The sequence below is a fragment of the Micromonospora sp. NPDC127501 genome, from assembly GCF_040302185.1.
In the GTDB taxonomy this organism is placed as follows: Bacteria; Actinomycetota; Actinomycetes; order Mycobacteriales; family Micromonosporaceae; genus Micromonospora.
On the sequence record NZ_JBEORJ010000022.1, the window covers coordinates 41,450 to 62,254 of the forward strand.

Here is a 20,805-nt window from a genome sequence, read left to right on the forward strand (position 1 = left end):
CATGAGAGCGGTGTGGCGGGTGGCCGACGTACGGGCGGCCGAGGCGGGGTTGATGGGCACGCTGCCGGAGGGGACGCTGATGCAGCGGGCCGCCGCCGGGCTGGCCCGCCGCGCCGCGCTCCTGCTCGCCGAGCGGGGCGGAGTCTACGGAGGCCGGGTGCTGCTGCTGGTCGGCTCCGGTGACAACGGCGGCGACGCGCTGTACGCGGGGGAGCGGTTGGCCCGCCGAGGTGTCCAGGTGTCCGCCCTGCTGCTCACCCCCGGGCGGGCGCACGCCGCCGGCCTGGCCGCGCTGCGAGCCGCTGGCGGCCGGGTGGTGCCGGATCCGGCCGGCCCGATCGACCTGGTCCTCGACGGCATCGTCGGCATCGGTGGCACCGGCGGGCTACGGGCGAACGCTGACGACGTGGTCCAGCGCCTCGACGAGCTGCGCGGACGCGACGGGGAACGGGCCACAGTGCTGGCGGTCGACGTGCCCAGCGGGGTCGCGGTCGACACCGGCCACGTGCCGCTGTCCGCGTCCGGCCGGCCCACCGCGGTCCGCGCCGACGTGACGGTGGCCTTCGGCGCGCTGAAGCCCGCCCTGGTGGTCGGGCCGGCCGCCGCGATGGCCGGGCACGTCGAGCTGGTCGACATCGGGCTGCGGCCGTGGCTGCGCGGCACCCCGGCGCTGCGGGTCACCGAGTGGTCCGACCTGGTCGACTGGTGGCCCCAGCTGGGCCCGGCGTCGGAGAAGTACACCCGGGGCGTGGTGGGGGTGGCGACCGGCTCGGCGACCTACCCCGGTGCGGCGGTGCTCTCCGTGGGTGGCGCCCTGGCCGGGCCGACCGGCCTGGTCCGCTACGCCGGCAGCGCCCGCGCCGAGGTGCTGCACCAGCACCCGTCGGTGATCGCCAGTGGGCGGGTCGCCGACGCGGGCCGGGTGCAGGCCTGGGTCTGCGGCTCCGGGCTGGGCACCGGCGCCGACGCGGCGGCCGAGCTGCGCGCCGTACTGGCCGCCCCGGTGCCGGTGGTGCTCGACGCCGACGCCCTGACCCTGCTGGTGGACGGCTCGCTCGCCGACCGGCTGCGGGGTCGCGACGCGCCCATCGTGGTCACCCCGCACGACCGGGAGTTCACCCGTCTCTGCGGTGAGGAGCCGGGCGCCGACCGGGTCGGCGCCGCGCTGCGGCTGGCCGCGTGGATGAACGCGGTGGTGCTGCTCAAGGGCGATCGCACGGTGATCGGCACGCCGGACGGTCGGGCGTACGTCAACCCGACCGGCACCCCGGCGCTGGCCACCGGCGGCACCGGCGACGTGTTGGCCGGGCTGCTCGGCTCGCTGCTGGCGGCCGGGGTACCCGCCGATCGGGCCGCCGCCTCGGCCGCGTACCTGCATGGGCTGGCCGGGCGGGAGGCGGCCCGGGGTGGGCCGGTGACCGCGCCCGACGTGGCGACCGCGCTGCGTCCGGTGCTGGCCCGGCTGGGCTGAACGGGGCGGTTCCGGGTGCGCTGACCGGATCGCCGCGTCGGGACGTGCGTCGCCGCCCGCGGTGATCACGGCGGAAAGTAGGCTGGGTACATGTGGCAGGCCGAGGTACGCGTCGATCTTGACGCCATCCGCGAGAACGTGAGCAGGCTCCGCTCCGGCACCACCGCCGAGTTGATGGCAGTGGTGAAGGCCGACGGGTACGGCCACGGCATGCTTCCGGCCGCCCGCGCGGCGCTCGACGCGGGCGCCGACTGGCTCGGTGTCTGCACCCTCGACGAGGCGCTCACCCTCCGGCGGGCCGGGGTGACAGTGCCGGTGCTGGCCTGGCTGCTCGCCCCCGGGTTGCCGCTGCACGAGGGGGTCACCGCCGGGGTGGACCTTGGCACGGCCAGCCTGGCGCAACTGGACGAGATGATCGGGGCGAGTCGCCTCGCCGGGCGTCCCGCCCGCCTGCACCTCAAGATCGATACGGGGCTGTCCCGGGGCGGCGCCACCGTCGCCGACTGGCCCGCGCTGTTGGACGCCGCCGCGAAGGCGCAGGCCGATGGCCTGGTCGAGGTGGTCGGCGTGTGGAGCCACTTCGTGTACGCGGACTCGCCCGGCCACCCCACCACCGACCGGCAACTGGCCGTCTTCCACGAAGGGCTGGCCATGGTCGAGCGGGCCGGGCTGCGACCGCGCTGGCGGCACCTCGCCAACTCGGCCGCCACCCTCACCCGCCCGGACACCCACTTCGACCTGGTCCGCCCCGGCCTGGCCATCTACGGGCTCTCCCCGGTGGCCGGCGAGACGTACGGGTTGCGGCCGGCGATGACCGCCCGCGCCCGGGTGATGCTCACCAAGCGGGTGCCCGCCGGCACCGGTATCTCCTACGGGCACGCCTACACCACCGAAGCCGACGCGAACCTGGCCGTGGTGCCGCTCGGGTACGCCGACGGGGTTCCCCGGCACGCGTCCAACACCGGCCCGGTGCAGCTCGGCGGCGTACGCCGGACGATCTCGGGGCGGGTCTGCATGGACCAGTTCGTGCTCGACTGCGGCGACGACCCGGTGGCCGATGGCGACGTGGCGACGCTCTTCGGCAGCGGCGTCGACGGCGAACCGACCGCGGACGACTGGGCCGAGGCGGTCGGCACGATCAACTACGAGATCGTCACCCGGTTCGGCGGCACGCGGGTGCCCCGGGTCTACGACGGCGAGAAACCATGAGTTATCGCATTCCGCGTCCGCGGACGGCCGCGGGCCGGGTCGCCGGGATCGTCGGCGCGGCGGTGGGGGTGGCCGCGGCGGGTCTGGCGGCCGGCGTCGCGACCGAGCGGACCCTGGTCCGCCGGCTCAAGGCCGACCCGGCCGACCGCTACGCGCACGAGACGTTCGACCAGCAGCGGTACGACGAGGCGTTCCGCCTGGAGCTGCCGGACGGCACCGACATCCACGTCGAGGTGGTCGAGCCGACCCGGCCGGTGCCGGGGCGACCGACGGTGGTGCTGGTGCACGGCTTCTGCCTGGACATGGGGACGTTCCACTTCCAGCGCCAGATGCTCGCCGCCCGCGGTGACTACCGGATCGTGGCGTACGACCAGCCCGGTCACGGCCGGTCCGGCCGGCTGGAGACCGGGGAGTACGACCTCGCCGTGCTCGGCCGCACGCTGCGCCAGGTGATCGACCGAACCGCCCCGGACGGGCCGCTGGTGCTGGTCGGCCACTCGATGGGGGGCATGACCATCATGGCGTTCGCCGAGTTGTTCCCGGAACTGTTCGGTGACCGGGTGGTGGGCACCGTTCTGATGGCCACGTCGGGCGGGCTCATCGCGGAGACCAAGCTGGTCGCGCCCGCGCTGCTCGGCCGGGTCGGCGGCCCGGTGCTCTACATGGTCAGCAACGCCACCCGGTACGGCGGGCCGGTGATCGACAAGGCCCGCAAGTCGACGTCGAACGTGGCCTGGCTGCTGACCCGCAAGTACGGCTTCGGCACCCGCAAGCCCAGCCCGTCGCTGGTGTCCTACGTGGAGACGATGAACTCCCGGACGTCGGCCGACACGGTGACCCGCTACCTGCGGACCCTCGCCACCCACTCGCGCTTCCCGGCACTGGCGGCGCTGGCGGCGACTCCAGTGCTGGTGGTGGTCGGCGACAAGGACATGATCACGCCGGTGACCCACTCCGAGGAGATCGTCCGCCGGTTGCCGCACGCCGAGTTCGTGAAGATCAAGGACAGCGGCCACGTGGTGATGTTGGAGCACGCGGACGAGGTCAACGCCGCCCTGGCGCGGTTCCTGGAGTCATTGCAGAGCGTGGAGGAACGGTGAGTCACGTCGTCAAGCTGCCGACCGTCGAGGACACTCGGGACTTTGGCCGGCGGCTGGCCGGGCTGCTGCGCGCCGGCGACCTGGTGCTGTTGACCGGCCCGTTGGGCGCCGGCAAGACCGCGCTCACCCAGGGCATCGGCGCCGGGCTCGGTGTCCTCGGGGACATCACCTCGCCGACCTTCGTGATCGCCCGGGTGCACCGCCCCGATCCGGCCCGGGACGGCCGGGTGGCGCTGGTGCATGCCGACGCGTACCGGTTGGGTGACGCCACCGACCCGCGCGCCGAGATCGACGACCTGGACCTCGACGCGTCGGTGGACGACTCGGTGACAGTGGTGGAGTGGGGCGAGGGCCTGGTGGAGCAGTTGGTGGACGCGCACCTGCGGGTTCGCATCGACCGCCGCGACGACGACACCCGCATCGTCGAGCTGGACCCGATCGGCGGCGACTGGGCCCGGCGGCTCGCCGACCTGGGCTAGGTCGGTGGCTGTCGTACCCGGTGCCTAGAGTGCGGGGGTCCGACCCGCGCTGTGAGAGGTTCCCGATGCCCGACGACGCTCCCGCCCTGGATCTGCTGGCCCTGCTGCCGGAGCAGTGGCGCACCGTGCTCACCCCGCACCTCGACCCGGCACGCACCGCCGCGCTGGGCGAGTTCGTCGCCCGGGAATACGCGACGCAGACGGTCTTCCCGCCGTTGGAGGATCTGTTCTCGGCCTACCGGCTCTGCCCGCCGCAGGGCACGCGGGTGCTCATCCTCGGGCAGGATCCCTACCACCGGGCCGGGCAGGCACACGGGTTGAGCTTCAGCGTCCGCGACGGTGTGACGGTGCCGCCGTCGTTGCGCAACGTCTTCAAGGAGCTGGGCGAGGACGTGGGCGTCCCTAAGCCGCGCAGCGGCAACCTCGACGGGTGGGCCGCCCAGGGGGTGCTGCTGCTCAACGCGGTGCTGACCGTCCGGCAGGCCACCCCGGGCTCGCACGCCAACGCCGGCTGGGAAGAGTTCACCGACGCGACCATCCGGGCACTGGACGCGGCACCGGAGCGGGTGGTCTTCCTGCTCTGGGGTGGCTACGCCCGTAAGAAGGCCGCGCTGGTCACCAATCCGCAGCATATGGTGCTGGAGGCGGGTCACCCCAGCCCGATGAACCCGCGCGGTTTCCTCGGTAGCCGCCCGTTCAGCGCCGCCAACAAGGCACTGGCCGACGCCGGCCTGCCCACCATCGATTGGGAGCGCACCGCCGGCTGAGCCGGCACTCGGAACCGGCAGGTGGCTCAGCTGTCGCTGGCCAGCTGCCGCTTCCGGTAGCGGCGTAACAGTTCGGCGGCGCGCGGCTCGCTCAGCTCCAGCTCGACAAGCGGCACCACCTGGTAAGTCCGCCCGCTGTGGCGCACCTCGATCGTCTCGGGCAACTGGTCGCACATCGTGGCCCTGATCTCCCCGTACCGGCTCGACCACCGGTGTTCGCCCGGCTCCTCGGGCTCCAACCACACCCCGCCGAACTCACCCCAGCGGGCGTTCCACCGCTGCCCGTAGTTCGTCTCCAGCCAGCGGGTGAACGGTTTGGAGTCCTGCCAGCGCAGGGCGATCTCCAGTGCGTCGACCGGCACCGGCGCGCCCTGCAACAGCGCCGCGGTGCTCCCGGTGATCGCCTGCGGAAAGTCGGTGAGCTGGTCCAGCAGCTCATCCACGCCAAGCTCGTCGATCCGCTCGGCGATCGGCCGGCCGGCCAGGTCGTCGATCCGGGCGTCGAGGTGCGCGTCCAACGGCTCGACCCCGACGACCAACTGCACATCCATCGCGGCAAGCAACCGCTCCAACATGGTGATGCTGGGCCCTCGGCCGCCGCCCTCGATCCGGGCGACCGTCGCCTGGCTGACTCCGGCCAACTCGGCCAGCTCGCACTGGCTCAGCTCGCGCGACTGTCGTTGCTCACGGATGGCAGCGCCGAGCAGGCCGGCGAGACGATTGGGTGGCATGCCGGGATGGTGGACCACGCCGGCCGTGACCGAAACCGCTGAGGCGTATTCACGACTGGACGGTCGTCACCCTGCTTCACCGGCCTGCGGCTGAGGTGTCACGGCGACCAGGGCCGTTCCCTGATGAGCGGTATACCTGTGAGTCATAAATATGACTCACAGGTATACCGCTCGCTGGGGGATGTGGCCCGTCGTCCCGCCCCGGCCGGCCCGTGGCCCGCCGGAGAGTCACCGTGGTGCGGGCGGCCGGTGTCGTGGGGCCTGCCGAGGGGCTGGTGGTGCGGGCGGCCCGTGGGTGGGCGTGACCGTGGCTGATGGTGGGGGCGGGGCGTGACCGGGGTGCGAGGGCGGGGCGGCTAGGCTGGCTTACCGTGCTCGTACTCGTGGTGGACAGCTCAACCCCCGCGGTCACCGCGGCGCTGGTGGAGGTCTCGGCAGACGGCGTGGCGTCGCGGGCGCACCGGTGCACGGTCGACGCCCGCGCGCACGGTGAGCTGCTCGCGCCCCAGGTGGATGCGGTCCTCGCCGACGCTGACGCGCGCCCGCGTGACCTCGGCGCCATCGTCGCCGGGCTCGGCCCGGGTCCGTTCACCGGGTTGCGGGTCGGCCTGGTCACCGCCGCGACGATGGGTCAGGTGCTCGGCATCCCCACGTACGGCGTCTGTTCGCTGGACGCCATCGGTTACCCGGCGGCGACCGGCGCGTCGGTCCTGGCCGCCAGCGACGCCCGGCGCAAGGAGCTCTACTGGGCGGTCTACGACGGTGCCGGCCAGCGGATCGTCGGGCCCGAAGTGTCCGCGCCGGCGGTCGCCGCCGCGCGCGCCCGCGAACTGGGCGCGACGATCGCGGTCGGTGACGGGGCGCACCGGTACGCCGAGGCCCTGGACCTGCCCGTCCGGGTCGAGCCGCGCTACCCGGACGCGACAGTGCTGGCGTTGCTCGCCGCCGAGCGGATCCGGGCGGGGGCGTCCAGTGAGCGGCTCACCCCGCTCTACCTGCGCCGCCCCGACGCGGTGGTGGCGACCGGTCGCAAACCGGTCCTGCCATGACGGCGGTACGGCTCGAACCGTTCCGCTGGTGGCACATCGACGACGTGCTGCCGATCGAGGCGGACCTCTTCGGCGCTGAGAAGTGGTCGCCCGCCATGTTCTGGAGCGAGCTCGCCAACGGGCACCACTACCGGGTGGCCGTCGACGCGGACGGGTCGGTGCTCGGCTACGCCGGGCTCGCCGGCGTTCCGCCGGACGAGGTGTGGGTGCAGAACATCGCCGTCCGCCGGGACGCCCAGCGGCGCGGCGTAGGCCGTGCCCTGCTGGAGGAGTTGCTCGCCGAGGCGGTCCGGCGCGACGCCCGCAGCACCCTGCTGGAGGTCGCCGTGGACAACGCCGCAGCTCAGCGGCTCTACGCGACGTACGGTTTCGAGCCGATCGGGGTGCGGCGCGGCTACTACCAACCGAGCAACACCGACGCGCTGGTCATGCGGCGCGACGCCGAGCCGACCGGGGACGGACCACACGACCATGGCTGACGAACCACTGATCCTGGGTATCGAGACCTCCTGCGACGAGACCGGTGTCGGAATCGTGCGGGGGCACACCCTGCTGGCCGACGCGCTCGCTTCCAGCGTCGAGGAACACGCCCGGTTCGGGGGTGTGGTGCCGGAGGTGGCCAGCCGGGCACACCTGGAGGCCATCGTGCCGACCATGGACCGGGCACTGACCGAGGCCGGCGTCACACTGGCCGACATCGACGCGATCGCCGTCACCTCCGGGCCGGGGCTGGCCGGTGCGTTGCTGGTCGGCGTCGCCGCCGCCAAGGGGTACGCGGTCGCCGCCGAGAAACCCATCTACGGCGTCAACCACCTCGCCGCCCACGTCGCGGTGGACACTCTTGAGCACGGCCCACTGCCCGAACCCGCCATCGCGCTCCTGGTGTCCGGCGGTCACTCGTCCCTCCTGCTCGTGGACGACCTGGCCCGGGGCGTCACCCCGCTGGGCGCCACCATCGACGACGCGGCCGGGGAAGCGTTCGACAAGGTCGCCCGGCTGCTCGGGTTGCCGTTTCCGGGCGGTCCGCCCATCGACCGGGAGGCCCGGGCCGGCGATGCCGCCTCGATCGCCTTCCCCCGTGGTCTGACCGCCGCGAAGGATCTCGCCGCCCACCGGTACGACTTCTCGTTCTCGGGCCTGAAGACGGCGGTGGCCCGGTGGGTCGAGGCCCGTCAGCGTGCCGGTGAGCCGGTTCCGGTGGCCGACGTGGCCGCGTCCTTCCAGGAGGCGGTCTGCGACGTCCTGACCAGCAAGGCACTCGCCGCCTGCCGCGCGCACGGCATCGAGACCCTGGTCATCGGCGGGGGAGTGGCGGCGAACTCGCGGCTGCGGGCGATGGCCGAACAGCGAGCCGAGAAGCACGGCATCCAGGTCCGGGTACCCCGGCCGAAGTTGTGCACCGACAACGGCGCGATGGTGGCCGCGCTCGGTTCGCACCTGGTCGCCGCCGGGGTCGCCCCGAGCCGACTGGACCTGCCAGCCGATTCGGCACTGCCGTTGACCACGGTCAGCGTGTGACGGGAGCGGCGGACATGATCGTGCGGATGTGGGAGGCGCGCGCCGAGGCGTACGGAGTGGCCGACCTGATCACCTGGGTGTGCGACACCGCCCTGCCCGAGTTGGAGCACGACCCGCTCCACGTCTCCAGCGAGGTCTTCTCCTCCACCGACCACCGCGTGGTGGTGATCTCCAAGTGGCGCAGCAGCCCCCGCCCGCTGCCGGACCCACCAGCCATGCTGGTGGCCCGCGCCCCGCACTCCTGGGACTTCACCCAGGTGGACCGGTAACGCGAGCCACCATCCAGGCCGCTGCCTGATCGGTCAGCTGCGGCGCAACATCCGGTAGGTGGCGATTCCGCCGGTGCCCAGCGCGGCGAGGAAGACCAGCCACACGACGGTGCTGCTGACTCCGACCTGAGGGCCGGAGTTGGCGGAGGCGGCGGCCAGGAGCCCGTCCTCACCCGGGGCGGGCAGGGCGGCCGGCGGCAGTTCCGGCCAGCGGACCAGGCCGGTGCTCTCCAGCATCTGCATGTGGTGCATCACGAAGCCGTTGGAGTCGTCGCAGAGCTTGCGGACGGTGGCGTCCCGGGTGCTGGCGCGGACCGCGCCGATCACCGGGAAGATCTTGCCGTGGGCGACCCGGAGCCGGGTGACGAAGATCTGGTCGAACCGAGCGCCGGACGCCTTCTGCATCTCGGCCAGCCAGCCCTTCTGCTCGGCGGTCGGCTCGCTGGGGATCGTCGCGCCCAACTTGTTGGCCGCCTCGACCACGAGCTCGTCGAGCTTCTGGTGCTCGCTGGCGATGCCGGCGCCGATCTCCCGGACCTTCGCCGACTGTCCCTTCTCGGCGGCCATCTGGCCGGCTGGCATCTCCCACAGCCCGGCCAGCCGCACCCCGTTGAGCAGTGTCATGTCGGCGGCGTTGAGCTGCTGGCCACCGGCGGGTGCGGCGACGGCCACGCCGGGCAGGACACCGACCCCCGCGATGACCGCGATGAGCAGCATCGCCGCTCGGTGCGTCCGGGTGCCCAGTCGGCGATGGGCGGCTCTGAGCGGTGCCATGTCTGTGGTGCCTCCTCGGTCCGGACCGGAACGCGTCTGGACCGGGCAGCCGTACCCTGCCGGTTGCCCGTCCGCACACTGGTACGGACTGATCGCGCGATCAGTTCATCGCGGAGCGACAGGGATCAGCGCGTGACGGCGAGCAGGCCGCCGAGCAGCAGCAGGGTGAGCGCCGCGGCGGCGAAGACCATCAGCAACTCCTGACGCCCGCGCCCGACCGGGCCGGCGTCGACGACCGGGTTGGGCAGGGCCGGTAGATCGCGGGTCAGCGCGGCCAGGTCACCGAGGGTGCGCGCCGTCCACACCGCACCGGCGCGATCGGAGAACTCGTCAAGCGTCAGCCGGCCCGCCGCGGTGTGCTGGTGCAGCGCGGCGACCACCCGGTTGCGGTCGTCGTCGGAGGCGCGCAGCTCGACATCCACGCCGGACAGCGTACGCGGATCAGCCCACGTCGAGGGGGTCGGCGAGGAGCCGTTCGAAGGCCAGCTCGGCGGCACCGATCAGGGGCGCGTCAGTACCCAGTTTCGGCGTACGCAGCCGGACGTGCTCCAGGCAGGCGCCGAGCGCGTTGGAGTTGAGCCGGCTGCGGATCTGGGCCGCCGCCGCGAGGTAGAGGTCACGCATGGTCCCGCCGAAGATGACCATCTCGGGGTTGAAGATGTTCACCAGGTTGGCGACGCCGAAGCCGAGCCAGTCGCCGGCCTGGCGGACCGCCGTCTGGGCGCGGGCGTCCCCGCGGTCGGCGGCGTCGAAGACGGCCAGCAGCGCGTCGCGGCCCCGGGCGTCGGAGCGTCCGGCGGCGCGCAGGAGGCCGTGCTCGCCGATCTCGGTCTCCCAACAGCCCCGGGAGCCGCACTCACAGGGCTTCCCGTCGCGGACCACCTTCATGTGGCCGACCTCGCCGCCGTAGCCACCGTGCCCGGTCAGTCGGCGTCCTCCGGCGATGATGCCGGCGCCCACGCCCACGTCGCCGTACAGGTAGAGGACGTTGTCGCAGCCTGCCGCCACACCCCGTGCGTGCTCGGCGAACGCGGCGACGTCGGCCACGTTGCCCACTGTGATCGGTACGTCGATGCCCAACTCGTCGGCGAGGGCCGCGCCGATCGGCTCGTCCACCCAACCGGTGGTGGGGCCGAGTCGGACCAGGCCGTCGTCCCGGCGGACCATGCCGCAGACCGCGACGCCGGCACCGACGCAGATCGCGTCCGCCGGCACCAGCTGCTGCATCTCCTTGACCGCGCCGGCCAGCAGCGGTGCGGCCTCCGCGGCCAGCAGCCCGCGCGGCCGGTCCAGATCCCGGCGGTCCAGGACCGCGCCACCCAGCCCGATCCGGGCGGCGCGCAGCCGGTCCACCTCCACTGAGTACGCGTACGCGTAGACCCGGGCCGACTCGGGCCGGACGACCAGTGACGGTCGTCCGGCTCGGCCGGTCTCCTTCGGTGCGCCTTCGCTGACCAGCCCCACCGCGGACAGGTCGGCGGTGAGCGCGCCGATGGTGCTGCGGTTGAGGCCCAGCGTGGTGGTCAGTTCGGCACGCGTGGTCGCCCCGTGGACGTGCACGTGCCGCAGCAGGGCCCCGAGGTTCTGCCGTCGGACGTCATCCTGGCTCGGTCCTGGGCGCATGCTGGTGCTACCTTCCGCGCGGTCAGCGGGTGCCGGTGGCTGCCGCGCGGCGGCGGGAGAGCGCGTCGACGCTGGCGGCGAGCAGCAGCACGACGCCGGTGACCACGTACTTGACTCCCGCGGTGTACCCCATCAGGCCCATTCCGTTTTCGATGACAGCGACCACCGCGCCGCCGAGGACGGCGTCGAGGACGCGGCCCTTGCCACCGAAGAGGCTGGTGCCGCCGATCACCGCCGCGCCGACCGCGTAGAGCAGTACGTTACTGCCCCCGGTGTTCGGGTCGACCGAGTTGGCCCGGCTGGCCGCCACGATGCCACCGATGGCGGCCATGGACGAGCAGATCACGAAGACGGAGATCCGGATCCGGTCGACGCCGATGCCGGCCCGGCGGGCCGCTTCCCGGTTGCCGCCCACGGCGTAGATGTGCCGGCCGTAGCTGGTGCGTTGGAGCACGAAGGTCCAGATGATCAGCAGCACCGCGATGATCGGCACCACGATCGGCACACCCTTGAGCGAGCTGATCAGGACGTTGCGGCTGCGCTCCAGGTTGAGCACGTACACAGCGGCGCCGAGGATGACGGCGAGCCCGCCGATCCGCAGCGCCACCACCGCGATGGGGTCGGTGATCAGACCGCGGGCCGCCCGGGTGCGGTGGCGCAGCAGTTGCACCGCCGCGTAGCCGACGACCGCGAGGGCGGTCAGCGCCCAGCCCAACGTGGGGCCGAGGTTGCGGTTGGCGATGGCGACCAGCACGTCGTCGCGGACGGAGATGTTGGTGCCATCCTTGACGAGCAGCAGCACGACGCCCTGGAAGGCGAGGAAGCCGGCGAGGGTGACCACGAAGGACGGAATGCCGATCTTCGCGACGAGCATGCCGAGCGTGGTGCCGATGACCACACCGGTGGCGACGGCGGCGAGGACGGCGACCCACCAGGGGTAGCCGAGCACCGTGACCACATTGGCCAGCACCGCCGCGCAGACGCCGCTGGCGAAGCCGGCGGACAGGTCGATCTCGCCGAGCAGCAGCACGAAGACCAGGCCCATCGCGATCAGCGTGACCGCCGCGCCCTGGGTGAAGAGGTTGGCGAAGTTGCCGGCCGACAGGAACGACGACGGCCGCATGATCGCGAAGACGGTGCAGAGCACGATCAGGCCGAGCACGGCTGGCAGCGCACCGACGTCGCCACCGCGTACCCGACTCAGGTAGTTGCGGAAGTGGCCTCCGATGGTCGGCGTCGGTGTGACGGCGGCGGGGCCGTCCTTCCGCACGGCGGTGGTGGTCATCGGACGCCTCCTGAGGTCGAATCGGCCGGCTGCGGGCCGTCGCCGTTGCTGCCCGGGTCGGTGGCGAGGCCGAGCCCGCCCGAGCGCCCGGCGGTGATCAGCTCGACCACCTGGGCGTGGGTGATGTCGGTGGTCTTCACCTGGGCGACCATCTGGCCGAGGTACAGCGCGGCGATCCGGTCGGAGACGGCGAAGACGTCGTTCATGTTGTGCGAGATGAGCACCACGGCCAGACCGTTGTCGGCGAGGCGGCGAACCAGTTCGAGCACCTGGGCGGTCTGTGCCACGCCGAGTGCCGCGGTGGGCTCGTCCAGGATGACCAGCTTGCTGTTCCACAGCACCGCCTTGGCGATGGCCACGGTCTGGCGCTGGCCACCGGAGAGGCTGGACACGTGCTGGCGGAGTGAGGTGACGGTGCGGATAGAGAGCCCTGCCAGGGTTTCGGCGGCGAGCTGTTCCATTGTCGGCTCGTCGAGGACGATGCCGCTGCGCCTCTCCCGGCCGAGGAACATGTTCTGCACGATGTCCAGGTTGTCGCAGAGCGCGAGGTCCTGGTAGACGACCTCGATGCCGAGCGTGGCGGCGTCGCGGGGGCTGCCGATGTGCACCGGTTCACCGTTGAACAGGAACTCTCCAGCGTCGGTGGGGTGGATGCCGCTGATGCACTTCACCAGGGTCGACTTGCCGGCGCCGTTGTCGCCGACCAGTGCGGTCACTTCGCCCGGGTGGACGGTCAGGGCGACGTCGCGGAGCACCTGGACGGGACCGAAGCTCTTGTCGATCCTGCGGAGTTCCAGCAAGGGGGTCGCGGACACGGGGGTCTCCTTCTCAAGGGAGGGTCGGGGCCCGTCCGGCGGGCGCCGCCCGGCACGGGAGGGTGCTCCCGTGCCGGGCGGCGATGGTCGTTCCGGCGGGTACTGCGGCGTCGGTCAGCTGATGCCGGCTTCGGCGCAGAACTTGGCGTAGGCCCCGGTGCAGACCTGCTCCTTGGTCGCGTAGCCGTCGGCGATGACGTCCTTGACGTTGTCCTTGTAGATGGCCTTCGGGGTGAGCAGCACCGAGGGGACGTCGCGGTCGCCGTCCTTCACCGTCTGGCCGGTGTCCTTCTTCTCGCCCTTGGCCAGCGCGATGGCCAGGTCCGCGGCGGCCTTGGCCTCTTCCCGGACCGCCTTGTAGACGGTCACGCACTGGTCACCGGCGAGGATGTTCTGCAGGCCCTCCACGCTGGCGTCCTGGCCGGTCACCGGCACCTTGCCGTTGAGCTTGTTCTTCTTCAGGATCGAGATGGCGGCGTTGCCGAGAGTGTCGTTGGCGGCCAGCACGCCGTCGATCTTGCCCTTGGTCGCGGTGAGCTGCTGCTCGAAGATGGTCGCGGCGGTGGGGCCGTCCCAGCCCGGCACGGCGTCGTCCGGGCCCTTGGTGTATTCCTTGGAGTCGAACTTCGGCTTGAGCACCGAGTCGTAGCCGGCCTTGAACAGGGTGGCGTTGTTGTCGGTGGGGGAGCCGTTCAGGTACGCCACGACGGGGTTCTTGGCGCCCTTCTCGGTCAGGCACTTGGCCAGACCCTCGCCCTGGAGCTTGCCGACGGTCTCGTTGTCGAAGCTGACGTAGTACTGGGCGGAGCCGCCGAGGGTGAGCCGGTCGTAGTCGATGGTGGCGACGCCCTGCGACTTGGCCTTGTCGAGCACGGCCTTGCCGGTGCCGGAGTCCAGGTTGACGATCATCAGGGCGGTGACGCCGCTGGTGATCATCTGGTCGGCGATGGTCTGGAAGGCGCTCTTGTCGTTCTGGGCGTTCTGGATGTCGTACTGGACGCCGGCAGCCTTGAACGCCTCCTCCAGGAAGCGACGGTCCGCCGTCTCCCAGCGGGGGGAGGACTTGCTGTCCGGAAGGATCACGCCGATCTTGGGGGTCTTGGCGGAGGCGGCGTTGTCGCCGGAATCGTCGCTGCAAGCGGTCAAGCCGCCGGTCGTGAGCAGGCCCACGGCGGCGATGGTGAGGATCCCCTTACGCATGTGCAGGGTCCTTTCGGAGGTGGGGGAGGTGTTGTTTTGTTGTGCCCGGCAACGTATTTCGCGTCACACCGGCTCCACAAGACCGCGCAGGTGCATAGTTTGTTGGGGGCGATAACAATTCAGCAACGCGACTGTTACTCCCCGGGTATCCCACGGGGGAGTCGACGTAACGAAGGCCGTCAGTGGGTCTGCAACGGCGCGGTGCGGGCGTCGGTCAGCGCCACCAGATCCGCTGCGGCCAGTTCGAGTTGCAGACCGCGCCGACCAGCCGAGACGTAGATCGTCGGGAGATCCAGCGCGGATTCGTCCAGCACTGTGGGCAACCGTCGACGCTGCCCGAGCGGGCTGATCCCACCGCGTACGTAACCGGTGGCCCGCTCGGCGACCGCCCGGTCGGCCAACACCGCCCGCTTGCCGCCGACCGCCGCCGCGAGCGCCTTGAGATCCAGCTCGCCGGTGACCGGAACGACCGCCACGGTGAGCGCGCCGTCGACGGCGGTCACCAGAGATTTGAACACGCGCCCCGGTGCCACGCCGAGCGCCACCGCCACCAACGCGCCGTAGTTCGGGGCGTCCGGTGCCACCCGGTACGGATGGGTGCGATGCGCGATTCCACGCTTGACCAACAGTGCCGTTGCCGGCGTGCCCTGTCCCGCCACAGCGACGAGGCTAGTCGAGACGGCGCCAGTCGACCGGTTGGCCGATCAGCACCGTCGGCGCGCCGTCGACGCGGGTGAGCACCAGACTCGCCGCCGCGTCCCCGGCCAGCCGCAGGTCCCGTCGGAGCTGCTCCGGGGTGAGCGCCGAACCCCGCTTGAGGATCTCCACCCGGCCCACCCTGCGGTCGCGCAGCAGCGCCCGCAGGCGCTTGAGCGAGAACGGCAGCACGTCGGTGATCTCCAGACAGCGCGCGTACGGGGTGCGGATCGGCTCGTCGGCGTAGAGGTAGGCGATGCTCGGATCGGCCAGGGTGGCGTCCAGTTCGGTGGCCAGTTCGGCCACGAGGTGCGCGCGCACCACCGCCGGGTCCGGGTCGTACAGGTAACGGCGCGCCGGCCCGACCGGCGCCTCGGCGCCACCCGAGCCGGTGAGTTCGTGGCGGTGGGCCTCAGCGCCCCGCTGGCGGTAGAGGGTGGCGCGACGGGGCACCTCCGCCAGTTCGCCGCACCAGAGCGCGGCCTCGACCAGGTCGCCGTCCACGCCGACCCACTCGGCCTCCGCGCCGGCCGGAATGAGCGCGTGGTCCAGGCCCGGCGCCACCTTCACCACGGTGCGCGGCACCCGCTCGGCCAGCCCGGTCACGAAGTCCCACGGTGGCGAGTAGGCGCGCGGGTCGAAGATCCGCCGCCCGGTGCCGGTGGTGCGGCGGGCCGGATCGCAGAAGACCCCGTCGACCCCTGACACGTCGAACCCGGTCGCGTCGCCGCACTCGACAGTGAACAGCTCGGCCAGGCCCGCCGCCTCGGCGTTGGCGGCGGCCATCGCCGCGGTCACCGGGTCGGCCTCCACCCCGTACACCCGGATGCCGGCGCGGGCGGCGGCCAGCGCGTCGGCCCCGAGCCCGCACCCGAGGTCGGCCAGGGTGCGCACGCCGGCCGCGTACAACCGGGCGGCCCGACGGTCGGCGACCACCCGGCGGGTGGCCTGCTCCAGGCCGGGGCGGGTGAGGAACATCCCACCGGCGGCCGAGCCGAACTTGCCCGCCGCCCGGTGGCGCAGCTCGGCCTGGGTCAGTGCCGCCGCGGCCAACGTCGGCGGCACCCCGGTCGCGCGCAGCGCCGACGCCGCGACCAGTGGATCACCGCCGGCCAGGTCGGCCGCCGCCGTGAGCGCGGCCGACCCCTCAGGGGTACGCAGCGCCGCCAGCTGATCGAGATCCACCCCGCCATTGTCCCGGCCGACCGGGAAATCCTGGCTGGCGGGGCGCGACTCGCTGGCACTCTCCTTGACGGAGTGCTAGCCACGGAATAACCTGCGATTAGCACTCTCACCCTGAGGGTGCCAGCTTCCGGGTCTCGCGACCCGGGTGCGCACGCCAGGCGGACCGGCACCCGCGACGACGGCACCGCCCGGTGGCATGAGGCAGATTGACGCTGGTCAGCCCGCTGGCCAGCAACGAAACCAGTACCCCAGGAGGGTATGCCCGTGACTACCGCGACCAAGGTTGCGATCAAGCCGCTCGAGGACCGCATCGTGGTCCAGGCGAACGAGGCTGAGACCACCACGGCGTCGGGCATCGTGATCCCCGACACCGCCAAGGAGAAGCCGCAGGAGGGCACCGTCCTCGCTGTGGGCCCGGGGCGCGTCGACGACAACGGCAACCGGGTTCCGGTTGACGTGCAGGTCGGCGACACCGTCCTCTACTCGAAGTACGGCGGCACCGAGGTCAAGTACGCCGGCGAGGAGTACCTGGTGCTCTCCGCCCGCGACGTCCTCGCGGTCATCGAGAAGTAAGCAACCGATCAGTGCCACTGCCCCGGTCCGGCTCGCCGGGCCGGGGCAATGGCGCTTCGAAGGGACATTAATGGCGAAGATCCTGAGCTTCTCGGACGACGCCCGGCACCTGCTGGAGCACGGTGTCAACGCCCTCGCGGACGCGGTCAAGGTCACCCTCGGCCCGCGCGGGCGCAACGTCGTCCTGGACAAGAAATTCGGTGCGCCGACGATCACCAACGATGGTGTGACCATCGCCAAGGAGATCGAGCTCACCAACCCGTACGAGAACCTTGGCGCGCAGCTGGTCAAGGAGGTGGCGACCAAGACCAACGACGTCGCCGGCGACGGGACCACCACCGCGACCGTGCTGGCCCAGGCGATGGTTCGCGAGGGTCTGCGCAACGTGACCGCCGGAACCAACCCGGCCGGCCTCAAGCGGGGCATCGACGCGGCGGCCACCAAGGTCTCCGAGGCGCTGCTCGGCCGTGCCGCCGAGGTCACCAGCAAGGAGTCGATCGCGAACGTGGCGACGATCTCCGCGCAGGACTCCACGATCGGCGATCTGATCGCCGAGGCGATGGAGCGCGTCGGCCGCGACGGTGTCATCACCGTCGAGGAAGGCTCGATGCTCACCACCGAACTGGACGTGACCGAGGGTCTCCAGTTCGACAAGGGCTTCATCTCGCCGAACTTCGTCACCGACCTGGAGGGTCAGGAGTCCGTCCTTGAGGACGCGTACATCCTGGTCACCACCCAGAAGATCTCGGCGATCGAGGAGCTGCTGCCGCTGCTGGAGAAGGTCCTGCAGAACAGCAAGCCCCTGCTGATCATCGCCGAGGACGTGGACGGCCAGGCGCTCTCCACCCTGGTGGTCAACTCGCTGCGCAAGACCCTCAAGGTCTGCGCGGTCAAGGCCCCGGGCTTCGGTGACCGGCGCAAGGCGATGCTCCAGGACATCGCGATCTCCACGGGCGCCGAGCTGGTCGCCCCGGAGCTGGGCTACAAGCTCGACCAGGTCGGCCTGGAGGTGCTCGGCACCGCCCGGCGCGTCGTGGTCGACAAGGAGAACACCACGATCGTCGACGGCGGGGGCCAGAAGGCCGACGTCGCCGACCGGGTGTCCCAGATCCGCAAGGAGATCGAGGCCTCCGACTCCGACTGGGACCGGGAGAAGCTGGCCGAGCGGCTGGCGAAGCTCTCCGGTGGCATCGCCGTCATCAAGGCTGGCGCGGCGACCGAGGTCGAGATGAAGGAGCGCAAGCACCGCATCGAGGACGCCATCGCGGCGACCAAGGCTGCGGTCGAGGAGGGCACCGTGCCCGGCGGCGGCGCCGCCCTGGTGCAGATCCTCTCGGTGCTCGACGACGACCTGGGCTTCACCGGTGACGAGAAGGTCGGCGTCTCGGTCGTGCGCAAGGCGCTCGTCGAGCCGCTGCGCTGGATCGCCCAGAACGCCGGTCACGACGGCTACGTCGTGACGCAGAAGGTCGCCGACCTCAAGTGGGGCAACGGCCTCGACGCCGCCAAGGGCGAGTACGTCGACCTGGTCAAGGCCGGCATCATCGACCCGGTGAAGGTGACCCGCAACGCGGTCACCAACGCCGCCTCGATCGCCGGTCTGCTGCTCACCACGGAGAGCCTCGTGGTGGAGAAGCCGGAGCAGGCCGAGCCGGCCGCCGCCGGCGGGCACGGCCACGGGCACGGCCACCAGCACGGCCCGGGCTTCTGATCCGGTAGCGACACCCGTTCCGGGGCGCACCGCCGTACGGCGGTGCGCCCCGGCTCGTTCCTGCGGCCTCGTAGGTCATTACCGAACGCTGACGTTGTTGGCGACCGGGCGAGATGATCGCGCACACTGGGCCGATGAGCACCACGTCACGGCGGTACGCCGCGTTGGCCGGGATCACCGCCGCCGCCGTCGCGATCGGGATCGCCGAACCGGTCGCCGTGTTGACCGGTCCCCGGTCGGCGCCCCTCGTCGCGGTCGGCGGTGTCGTCGTCGACGCCGTCCCCGAGTCGCTGAAGCAACTCGCCATCGACCTCTTCGGCACCGCCGACAAGATCGCGCTGCTGGTCGGCACGGCCGTGTTGCTGGGAGGCTTCGCCGCGCTCTTCGGCGTACTGGCGGTCCGCCGGTTGGCACTCGGCCTGGCCGGCATTGCCGCGTTCGGCGCCATCGGCGTGGCCGCCGCGTTGACCCGCTCCGGCGCTGACCTCGCCGACGCGCTGCCGTCAGTGGTCGGCGCCGGTCTCGGCGCCCTGGTGCTCTGGCTGTTCATCGGCGGACCGTTCGAGCTGGACCCCTGGACCTGGTCACCACCCACGCCGCCCGCTGGCCCGGTGGCGTCCGCTGGTCCGGGGTCGCAGGCCGGTCCCGAATCGGCTGGTCCGGGGTCGCCGGTTGGTCCGGGGTCGCCCGGAGAGTCGGTGCCGCCGGGTGAGTCGGCGCCGGTGTCCCCGGCAGGGCCGGTGCCGGTGACTCCCGCCGGGCCGACGGCGGCGGTCGAACCGGTCGGGCCTGCCGAAGTGGACCCGGAGTCGCGGCGGCGTTTCCTCACCGGCAGCGGGGTGCTGCTCGGCACGGCCGTGGTGGCCGGTCTCGGTGGACGCTGGCTGGCGGGGCGGCGCGGCGTGTCCGCAGCCCGCGACGCGATCCGCCTGCCCGCGCCGGTCGCCCCCGCACCGGCAGTGCCGGCGGGCGCGGACCTCTCACTGACGCAGCTCGCGCCGTACGTCACGCCGAACTTCGGGTTCTACCGGATCGACACCGCGCTGGTGGTGCCCCAGGTCGACCCGGACACGTGGCGGCTGCGGATCCACGGACGGGTCGGCAGGGAACGCACCTACAGCTACGCGGATCTGCTGGCCCGACCGCTGGTCGAGCGGTACGTCACGCTGGCCTGCGTCTCCAACGAGGTGGGCGGGGACCTGATCGGCAATGCCCTGTGGCTCGGCGTACCCCTGCGGGAACTGCTGGACGAGGTCGAGCCGGACGACGACGCCGACCAGGTCGTCGGCCGGTCGGTCGACGGCTGGACCTGCGGCACCCCCACCGCCGCGCTGCGCGACGGACGGGACGCGCTGCTGGCCGTCGGGATGAACGGTGAGCCGCTGCCGGTCGAGCACGGCTTCCCGGTCCGAGTGGTGGTGCCGGGCCTCTACGGCTACGTGTCGGCCTGCAAATGGGTGACCGAACTGGAGTTGACCCGGTTCGCCGACTTCGACGCGTACTGGGTGCCGCGCGGCTGGTCCCGCCAGGGGCCGATCAAGACCCAGTCCCGGATCGACACGCCCCGGGGACGTAACCGGCTGACCGCCGGCCCGGTGACCGTCGCCGGGGTGGCCTGGGCGCAGCACCGGGGCATCCGCCGAGTCGAGGTACGTGTCGACGACGGCCCATGGCAGGAAGCCGTGCTCGCCCCGACCGTATCGGTGGACACCTGGGTGCAGTGGTCCTGGCGCTGGGACGCCACACCGGGCGAGCACCGGCTCCAGGTCCGCGCGACCGACGCGACAGGTGAAACCCAAACCGAACGTACCCAGGACGTCGTCCCGGACGGCGCCACCGGGTGGCACACGATCACCGTCACCGTCCGCTGATCCACGCCATGGCGTCGCCGCCCGGGCTGGGTCCGTGACCGGTGCCCGCGACGTGCTCTGCGCGTTGGTGGGCTGTGCTGGCGACCTGCCTTGCGTGCTGGTGGGCTGCGCTCGCCACGTGCTCAGCGGGTCGGCGGGCGTATCGTGCCGGCTCTGCGGGTGGGCGGGCGGTGCCCGCGACCTGCCTTGCCGGTTCCCGCGACCCGTCTTCGGGTCGGCGGGCCGACCGGTTGTCCGGTGGTACCCCAGACCGTGCATGCAGATCTTGGACACTTTCCGTTAGCGCCGAACGGAAAGTGTCCAAGATCTGCGGACGCAGAGCACAGAGATGCCGCTGGCCGGCACCCCGGGTTGGGGGTGCCGGCCAGCGGTCGGTGTCATGCGGTGGTGTGGTGGTGCGGGTCAGCTGTTCCAGTGCTGGGCGACGAGGTCGGTGGCCTGCTGCTCCCACTGGGCGTAGGCGTCCGGGTAGGCCGACA

At 72.0% G+C, this 20,805-nt stretch carries 21 protein-coding genes; 12 read left to right on the forward strand and 9 right to left on the reverse strand.

What is annotated here, in order from left to right; genetic code table 11:
• Position 1: 1 nt before the first annotated feature.
• The 5 genes from ABTW72_RS31740 to ung all read left to right on the forward strand — a co-directional run bounded on the left by ABTW72_RS31740 (position 2) and on the right by ung (position 5,026).
• On the forward strand, positions 2-1,471 hold the full coding sequence (locus tag ABTW72_RS31740; protein WP_350865385.1) for an NAD(P)H-hydrate dehydratase: 1,470 nt from the start codon (positions 2-4) through the stop codon (positions 1,469-1,471).
• 90 nt (positions 1,472-1,561) lie between these two features.
• Positions 1,562-2,680, forward strand: a complete 1,119-nt coding sequence (alr, locus tag ABTW72_RS31745; protein WP_350865388.1) for an alanine racemase — start codon at positions 1,562-1,564, stop codon at positions 2,678-2,680.
• Positions 2,677-3,780: an alpha/beta fold hydrolase gene (locus ABTW72_RS31750; RefSeq protein ID WP_112584896.1), complete on the forward strand. Its 1,104-nt coding sequence runs from the start codon at positions 2,677-2,679 to the stop codon at positions 3,778-3,780. The genes alr and ABTW72_RS31750 overlap by 4 nt, the downstream gene beginning before the upstream one ends.
• Positions 3,777-4,259, forward strand: coding sequence for a tRNA (adenosine(37)-N6)-threonylcarbamoyltransferase complex ATPase subunit type 1 TsaE (tsaE, locus tag ABTW72_RS31755; protein WP_350865391.1), 483 nt, complete (start codon positions 3,777-3,779; stop codon positions 4,257-4,259). Before ABTW72_RS31750 ends, tsaE begins: the two co-directional genes overlap by 4 nt.
• Positions 4,260-4,324: 65 nt before the next feature.
• A complete protein-coding gene (gene ung / locus ABTW72_RS31760; RefSeq protein WP_350865394.1) occupies positions 4,325-5,026 on the forward strand; it encodes a uracil-DNA glycosylase in 702 nt (233 codons plus the stop codon).
• Positions 5,027-5,052: 26 nt separating this feature from the next.
• Here the strand turns inward: ung and ABTW72_RS31765 are convergent, their stop codons facing one another.
• On the reverse strand, positions 5,053-5,757 hold the full coding sequence (locus ABTW72_RS31765; RefSeq protein WP_350865397.1) for a helix-turn-helix domain-containing protein: 705 nt from the start codon (positions 5,755-5,757) through the stop codon (positions 5,053-5,055).
• A gap of 371 nt (positions 5,758-6,128) precedes the next feature.
• Between ABTW72_RS31765 and tsaB the strand changes: the two genes are divergently transcribed.
• From tsaB to ABTW72_RS31785, 4 genes are read left to right on the forward strand one after another with little or no spacing between them, the layout of a single operon-like run.
• Positions 6,129-6,806 (forward strand): tRNA (adenosine(37)-N6)-threonylcarbamoyltransferase complex dimerization subunit type 1 TsaB, encoded by a 678-nt coding sequence (tsaB, locus tag ABTW72_RS31770; RefSeq protein WP_350865400.1) that lies wholly within the window; start codon positions 6,129-6,131, stop codon positions 6,804-6,806.
• Entirely contained in the window at positions 6,803-7,285 is a 483-nt protein-coding gene (gene rimI / locus ABTW72_RS31775) for a ribosomal protein S18-alanine N-acetyltransferase (protein ID WP_112621757.1), read from the forward strand. Before tsaB ends, rimI begins: the two co-directional genes overlap by 4 nt.
• On the forward strand, positions 7,278-8,324 hold the full coding sequence (gene tsaD, locus ABTW72_RS31780) for a tRNA (adenosine(37)-N6)-threonylcarbamoyltransferase complex transferase subunit TsaD (RefSeq protein ID WP_350865404.1): 1,047 nt from the start codon (positions 7,278-7,280) through the stop codon (positions 8,322-8,324). Before rimI ends, tsaD begins: the two co-directional genes overlap by 8 nt.
• 14 nt (positions 8,325-8,338) lie before the next feature.
• Positions 8,339-8,593: a hypothetical protein gene (locus ABTW72_RS31785; protein ID WP_091402287.1), complete on the forward strand. Its 255-nt coding sequence runs from the start codon at positions 8,339-8,341 to the stop codon at positions 8,591-8,593.
• Between the two features lie 33 nt (positions 8,594-8,626).
• Here the strand turns inward: ABTW72_RS31785 and ABTW72_RS31790 are convergent, their stop codons facing one another.
• The 8 genes from ABTW72_RS31790 to ABTW72_RS31825 all read right to left on the reverse strand — a co-directional run bounded on the left by ABTW72_RS31790 (position 8,627) and on the right by ABTW72_RS31825 (position 16,171).
• A complete protein-coding gene (locus ABTW72_RS31790; RefSeq protein ID WP_350865407.1) occupies positions 8,627-9,367 on the reverse strand; it encodes a DUF4142 domain-containing protein in 741 nt (246 codons plus the stop codon).
• Between the two features lie 125 nt (positions 9,368-9,492).
• Entirely contained in the window at positions 9,493-9,789 is a 297-nt protein-coding gene (locus tag ABTW72_RS31795) for a DUF1707 SHOCT-like domain-containing protein (protein ID WP_350865410.1), read from the reverse strand.
• Positions 9,790-9,808: 19 nt separating this feature from the next.
• Positions 9,809-10,990, reverse strand: a complete 1,182-nt coding sequence (locus ABTW72_RS31800) for an ROK family protein (protein WP_350865413.1) — start codon at positions 10,988-10,990, stop codon at positions 9,809-9,811.
• A 22-nt stretch (positions 10,991-11,012) separates the two neighbouring features.
• Positions 11,013-12,275, reverse strand: a complete 1,263-nt coding sequence (locus tag ABTW72_RS31805) for a sugar ABC transporter permease (protein WP_350865416.1) — start codon at positions 12,273-12,275, stop codon at positions 11,013-11,015.
• Positions 12,272-13,090 carry an ATP-binding cassette domain-containing protein gene (locus tag ABTW72_RS31810; RefSeq protein WP_350865419.1) on the reverse strand — a complete coding sequence of 273 codons (819 nt, stop codon included), beginning with the start codon at positions 13,088-13,090 and terminating at the stop codon, positions 12,272-12,274. The genes ABTW72_RS31805 and ABTW72_RS31810 overlap by 4 nt, the downstream gene beginning before the upstream one ends.
• Before the next feature lie 114 nt (positions 13,091-13,204).
• Positions 13,205-14,290, reverse strand: a complete 1,086-nt coding sequence (locus tag ABTW72_RS31815) for a sugar ABC transporter substrate-binding protein (RefSeq protein ID WP_350865421.1) — start codon at positions 14,288-14,290, stop codon at positions 13,205-13,207.
• Between the two features lie 179 nt (positions 14,291-14,469).
• Positions 14,470-14,949: a Cys-tRNA(Pro) deacylase gene (ybaK, locus tag ABTW72_RS31820; RefSeq protein WP_350865424.1), complete on the reverse strand. Its 480-nt coding sequence runs from the start codon at positions 14,947-14,949 to the stop codon at positions 14,470-14,472.
• 10 nt (positions 14,950-14,959) lie between these two features.
• Positions 14,960-16,171 (reverse strand): THUMP-like domain-containing protein, encoded by a 1,212-nt coding sequence (locus tag ABTW72_RS31825; protein WP_350865426.1) that lies wholly within the window; start codon positions 16,169-16,171, stop codon positions 14,960-14,962.
• A gap of 264 nt (positions 16,172-16,435) precedes the next feature.
• On the opposite strand from ABTW72_RS31825, the gene groES reads away from it, so the two are divergent.
• The 3 genes from groES to ABTW72_RS31840 all read left to right on the forward strand — a co-directional run bounded on the left by groES (position 16,436) and on the right by ABTW72_RS31840 (position 20,326).
• Positions 16,436-16,744, forward strand: coding sequence for a co-chaperone GroES (gene groES, locus ABTW72_RS31830; protein WP_007465101.1), 309 nt, complete (start codon positions 16,436-16,438; stop codon positions 16,742-16,744).
• A gap of 70 nt (positions 16,745-16,814) precedes the next feature.
• Complete coding sequence (gene groL, locus ABTW72_RS31835) at positions 16,815-18,455, forward strand: chaperonin GroEL (protein WP_350865429.1); 1,641 nt, start codon at positions 16,815-16,817, stop codon at positions 18,453-18,455.
• A 134-nt stretch (positions 18,456-18,589) separates the two neighbouring features.
• Positions 18,590-20,326: a molybdopterin-dependent oxidoreductase gene (locus ABTW72_RS31840; RefSeq protein ID WP_350865431.1), complete on the forward strand. Its 1,737-nt coding sequence runs from the start codon at positions 18,590-18,592 to the stop codon at positions 20,324-20,326.
• Positions 20,327-20,805 lie beyond the last annotated feature (479 nt).

Bases quoted from the DNA above. Each gene is read 5' to 3' on its own strand.
- alr (WP_350865388.1), top strand. From the start codon at position 1,562: ATGTGGCAGGCCGAGGTACGCGTCGATCTTGACGCCATCCGCGAGAAC.
- ABTW72_RS31800 (WP_350865413.1), bottom strand. From the start codon at position 10,990: ATGCGCCCAGGACCGAGCCAGGATGACGTCCGACGGCAGAACCTCGGG.
- ABTW72_RS31750 (WP_112584896.1), top strand. From the start codon at position 2,677: ATGAGTTATCGCATTCCGCGTCCGCGGACGGCCGCGGGCCGGGTCGCC.
- ABTW72_RS31740 (WP_350865385.1), top strand. From the start codon at position 2: ATGAGAGCGGTGTGGCGGGTGGCCGACGTACGGGCGGCCGAGGCGGGG.
- ung (WP_350865394.1), top strand. From the start codon at position 4,325: ATGCCCGACGACGCTCCCGCCCTGGATCTGCTGGCCCTGCTGCCGGAG.
- ABTW72_RS31840 (WP_350865431.1), top strand. From the start codon at position 18,590: ATGAGCACCACGTCACGGCGGTACGCCGCGTTGGCCGGGATCACCGCC.
- tsaD (WP_350865404.1), top strand. From the start codon at position 7,278: ATGGCTGACGAACCACTGATCCTGGGTATCGAGACCTCCTGCGACGAG.
- ABTW72_RS31785 (WP_091402287.1), top strand. From the start codon at position 8,339: ATGATCGTGCGGATGTGGGAGGCGCGCGCCGAGGCGTACGGAGTGGCC.
- ABTW72_RS31805 (WP_350865416.1), bottom strand. From the start codon at position 12,275: ATGACCACCACCGCCGTGCGGAAGGACGGCCCCGCCGCCGTCACACCG.
- groL (WP_350865429.1), top strand. From the start codon at position 16,815: ATGGCGAAGATCCTGAGCTTCTCGGACGACGCCCGGCACCTGCTGGAG.
- ABTW72_RS31765 (WP_350865397.1), bottom strand. From the start codon at position 5,757: ATGCCACCCAATCGTCTCGCCGGCCTGCTCGGCGCTGCCATCCGTGAG.
- ABTW72_RS31790 (WP_350865407.1), bottom strand. From the start codon at position 9,367: ATGGCACCGCTCAGAGCCGCCCATCGCCGACTGGGCACCCGGACGCAC.
- rimI (WP_112621757.1), top strand. From the start codon at position 6,803: ATGACGGCGGTACGGCTCGAACCGTTCCGCTGGTGGCACATCGACGAC.
- ABTW72_RS31815 (WP_350865421.1), bottom strand. From the start codon at position 14,290: ATGCGTAAGGGGATCCTCACCATCGCCGCCGTGGGCCTGCTCACGACC.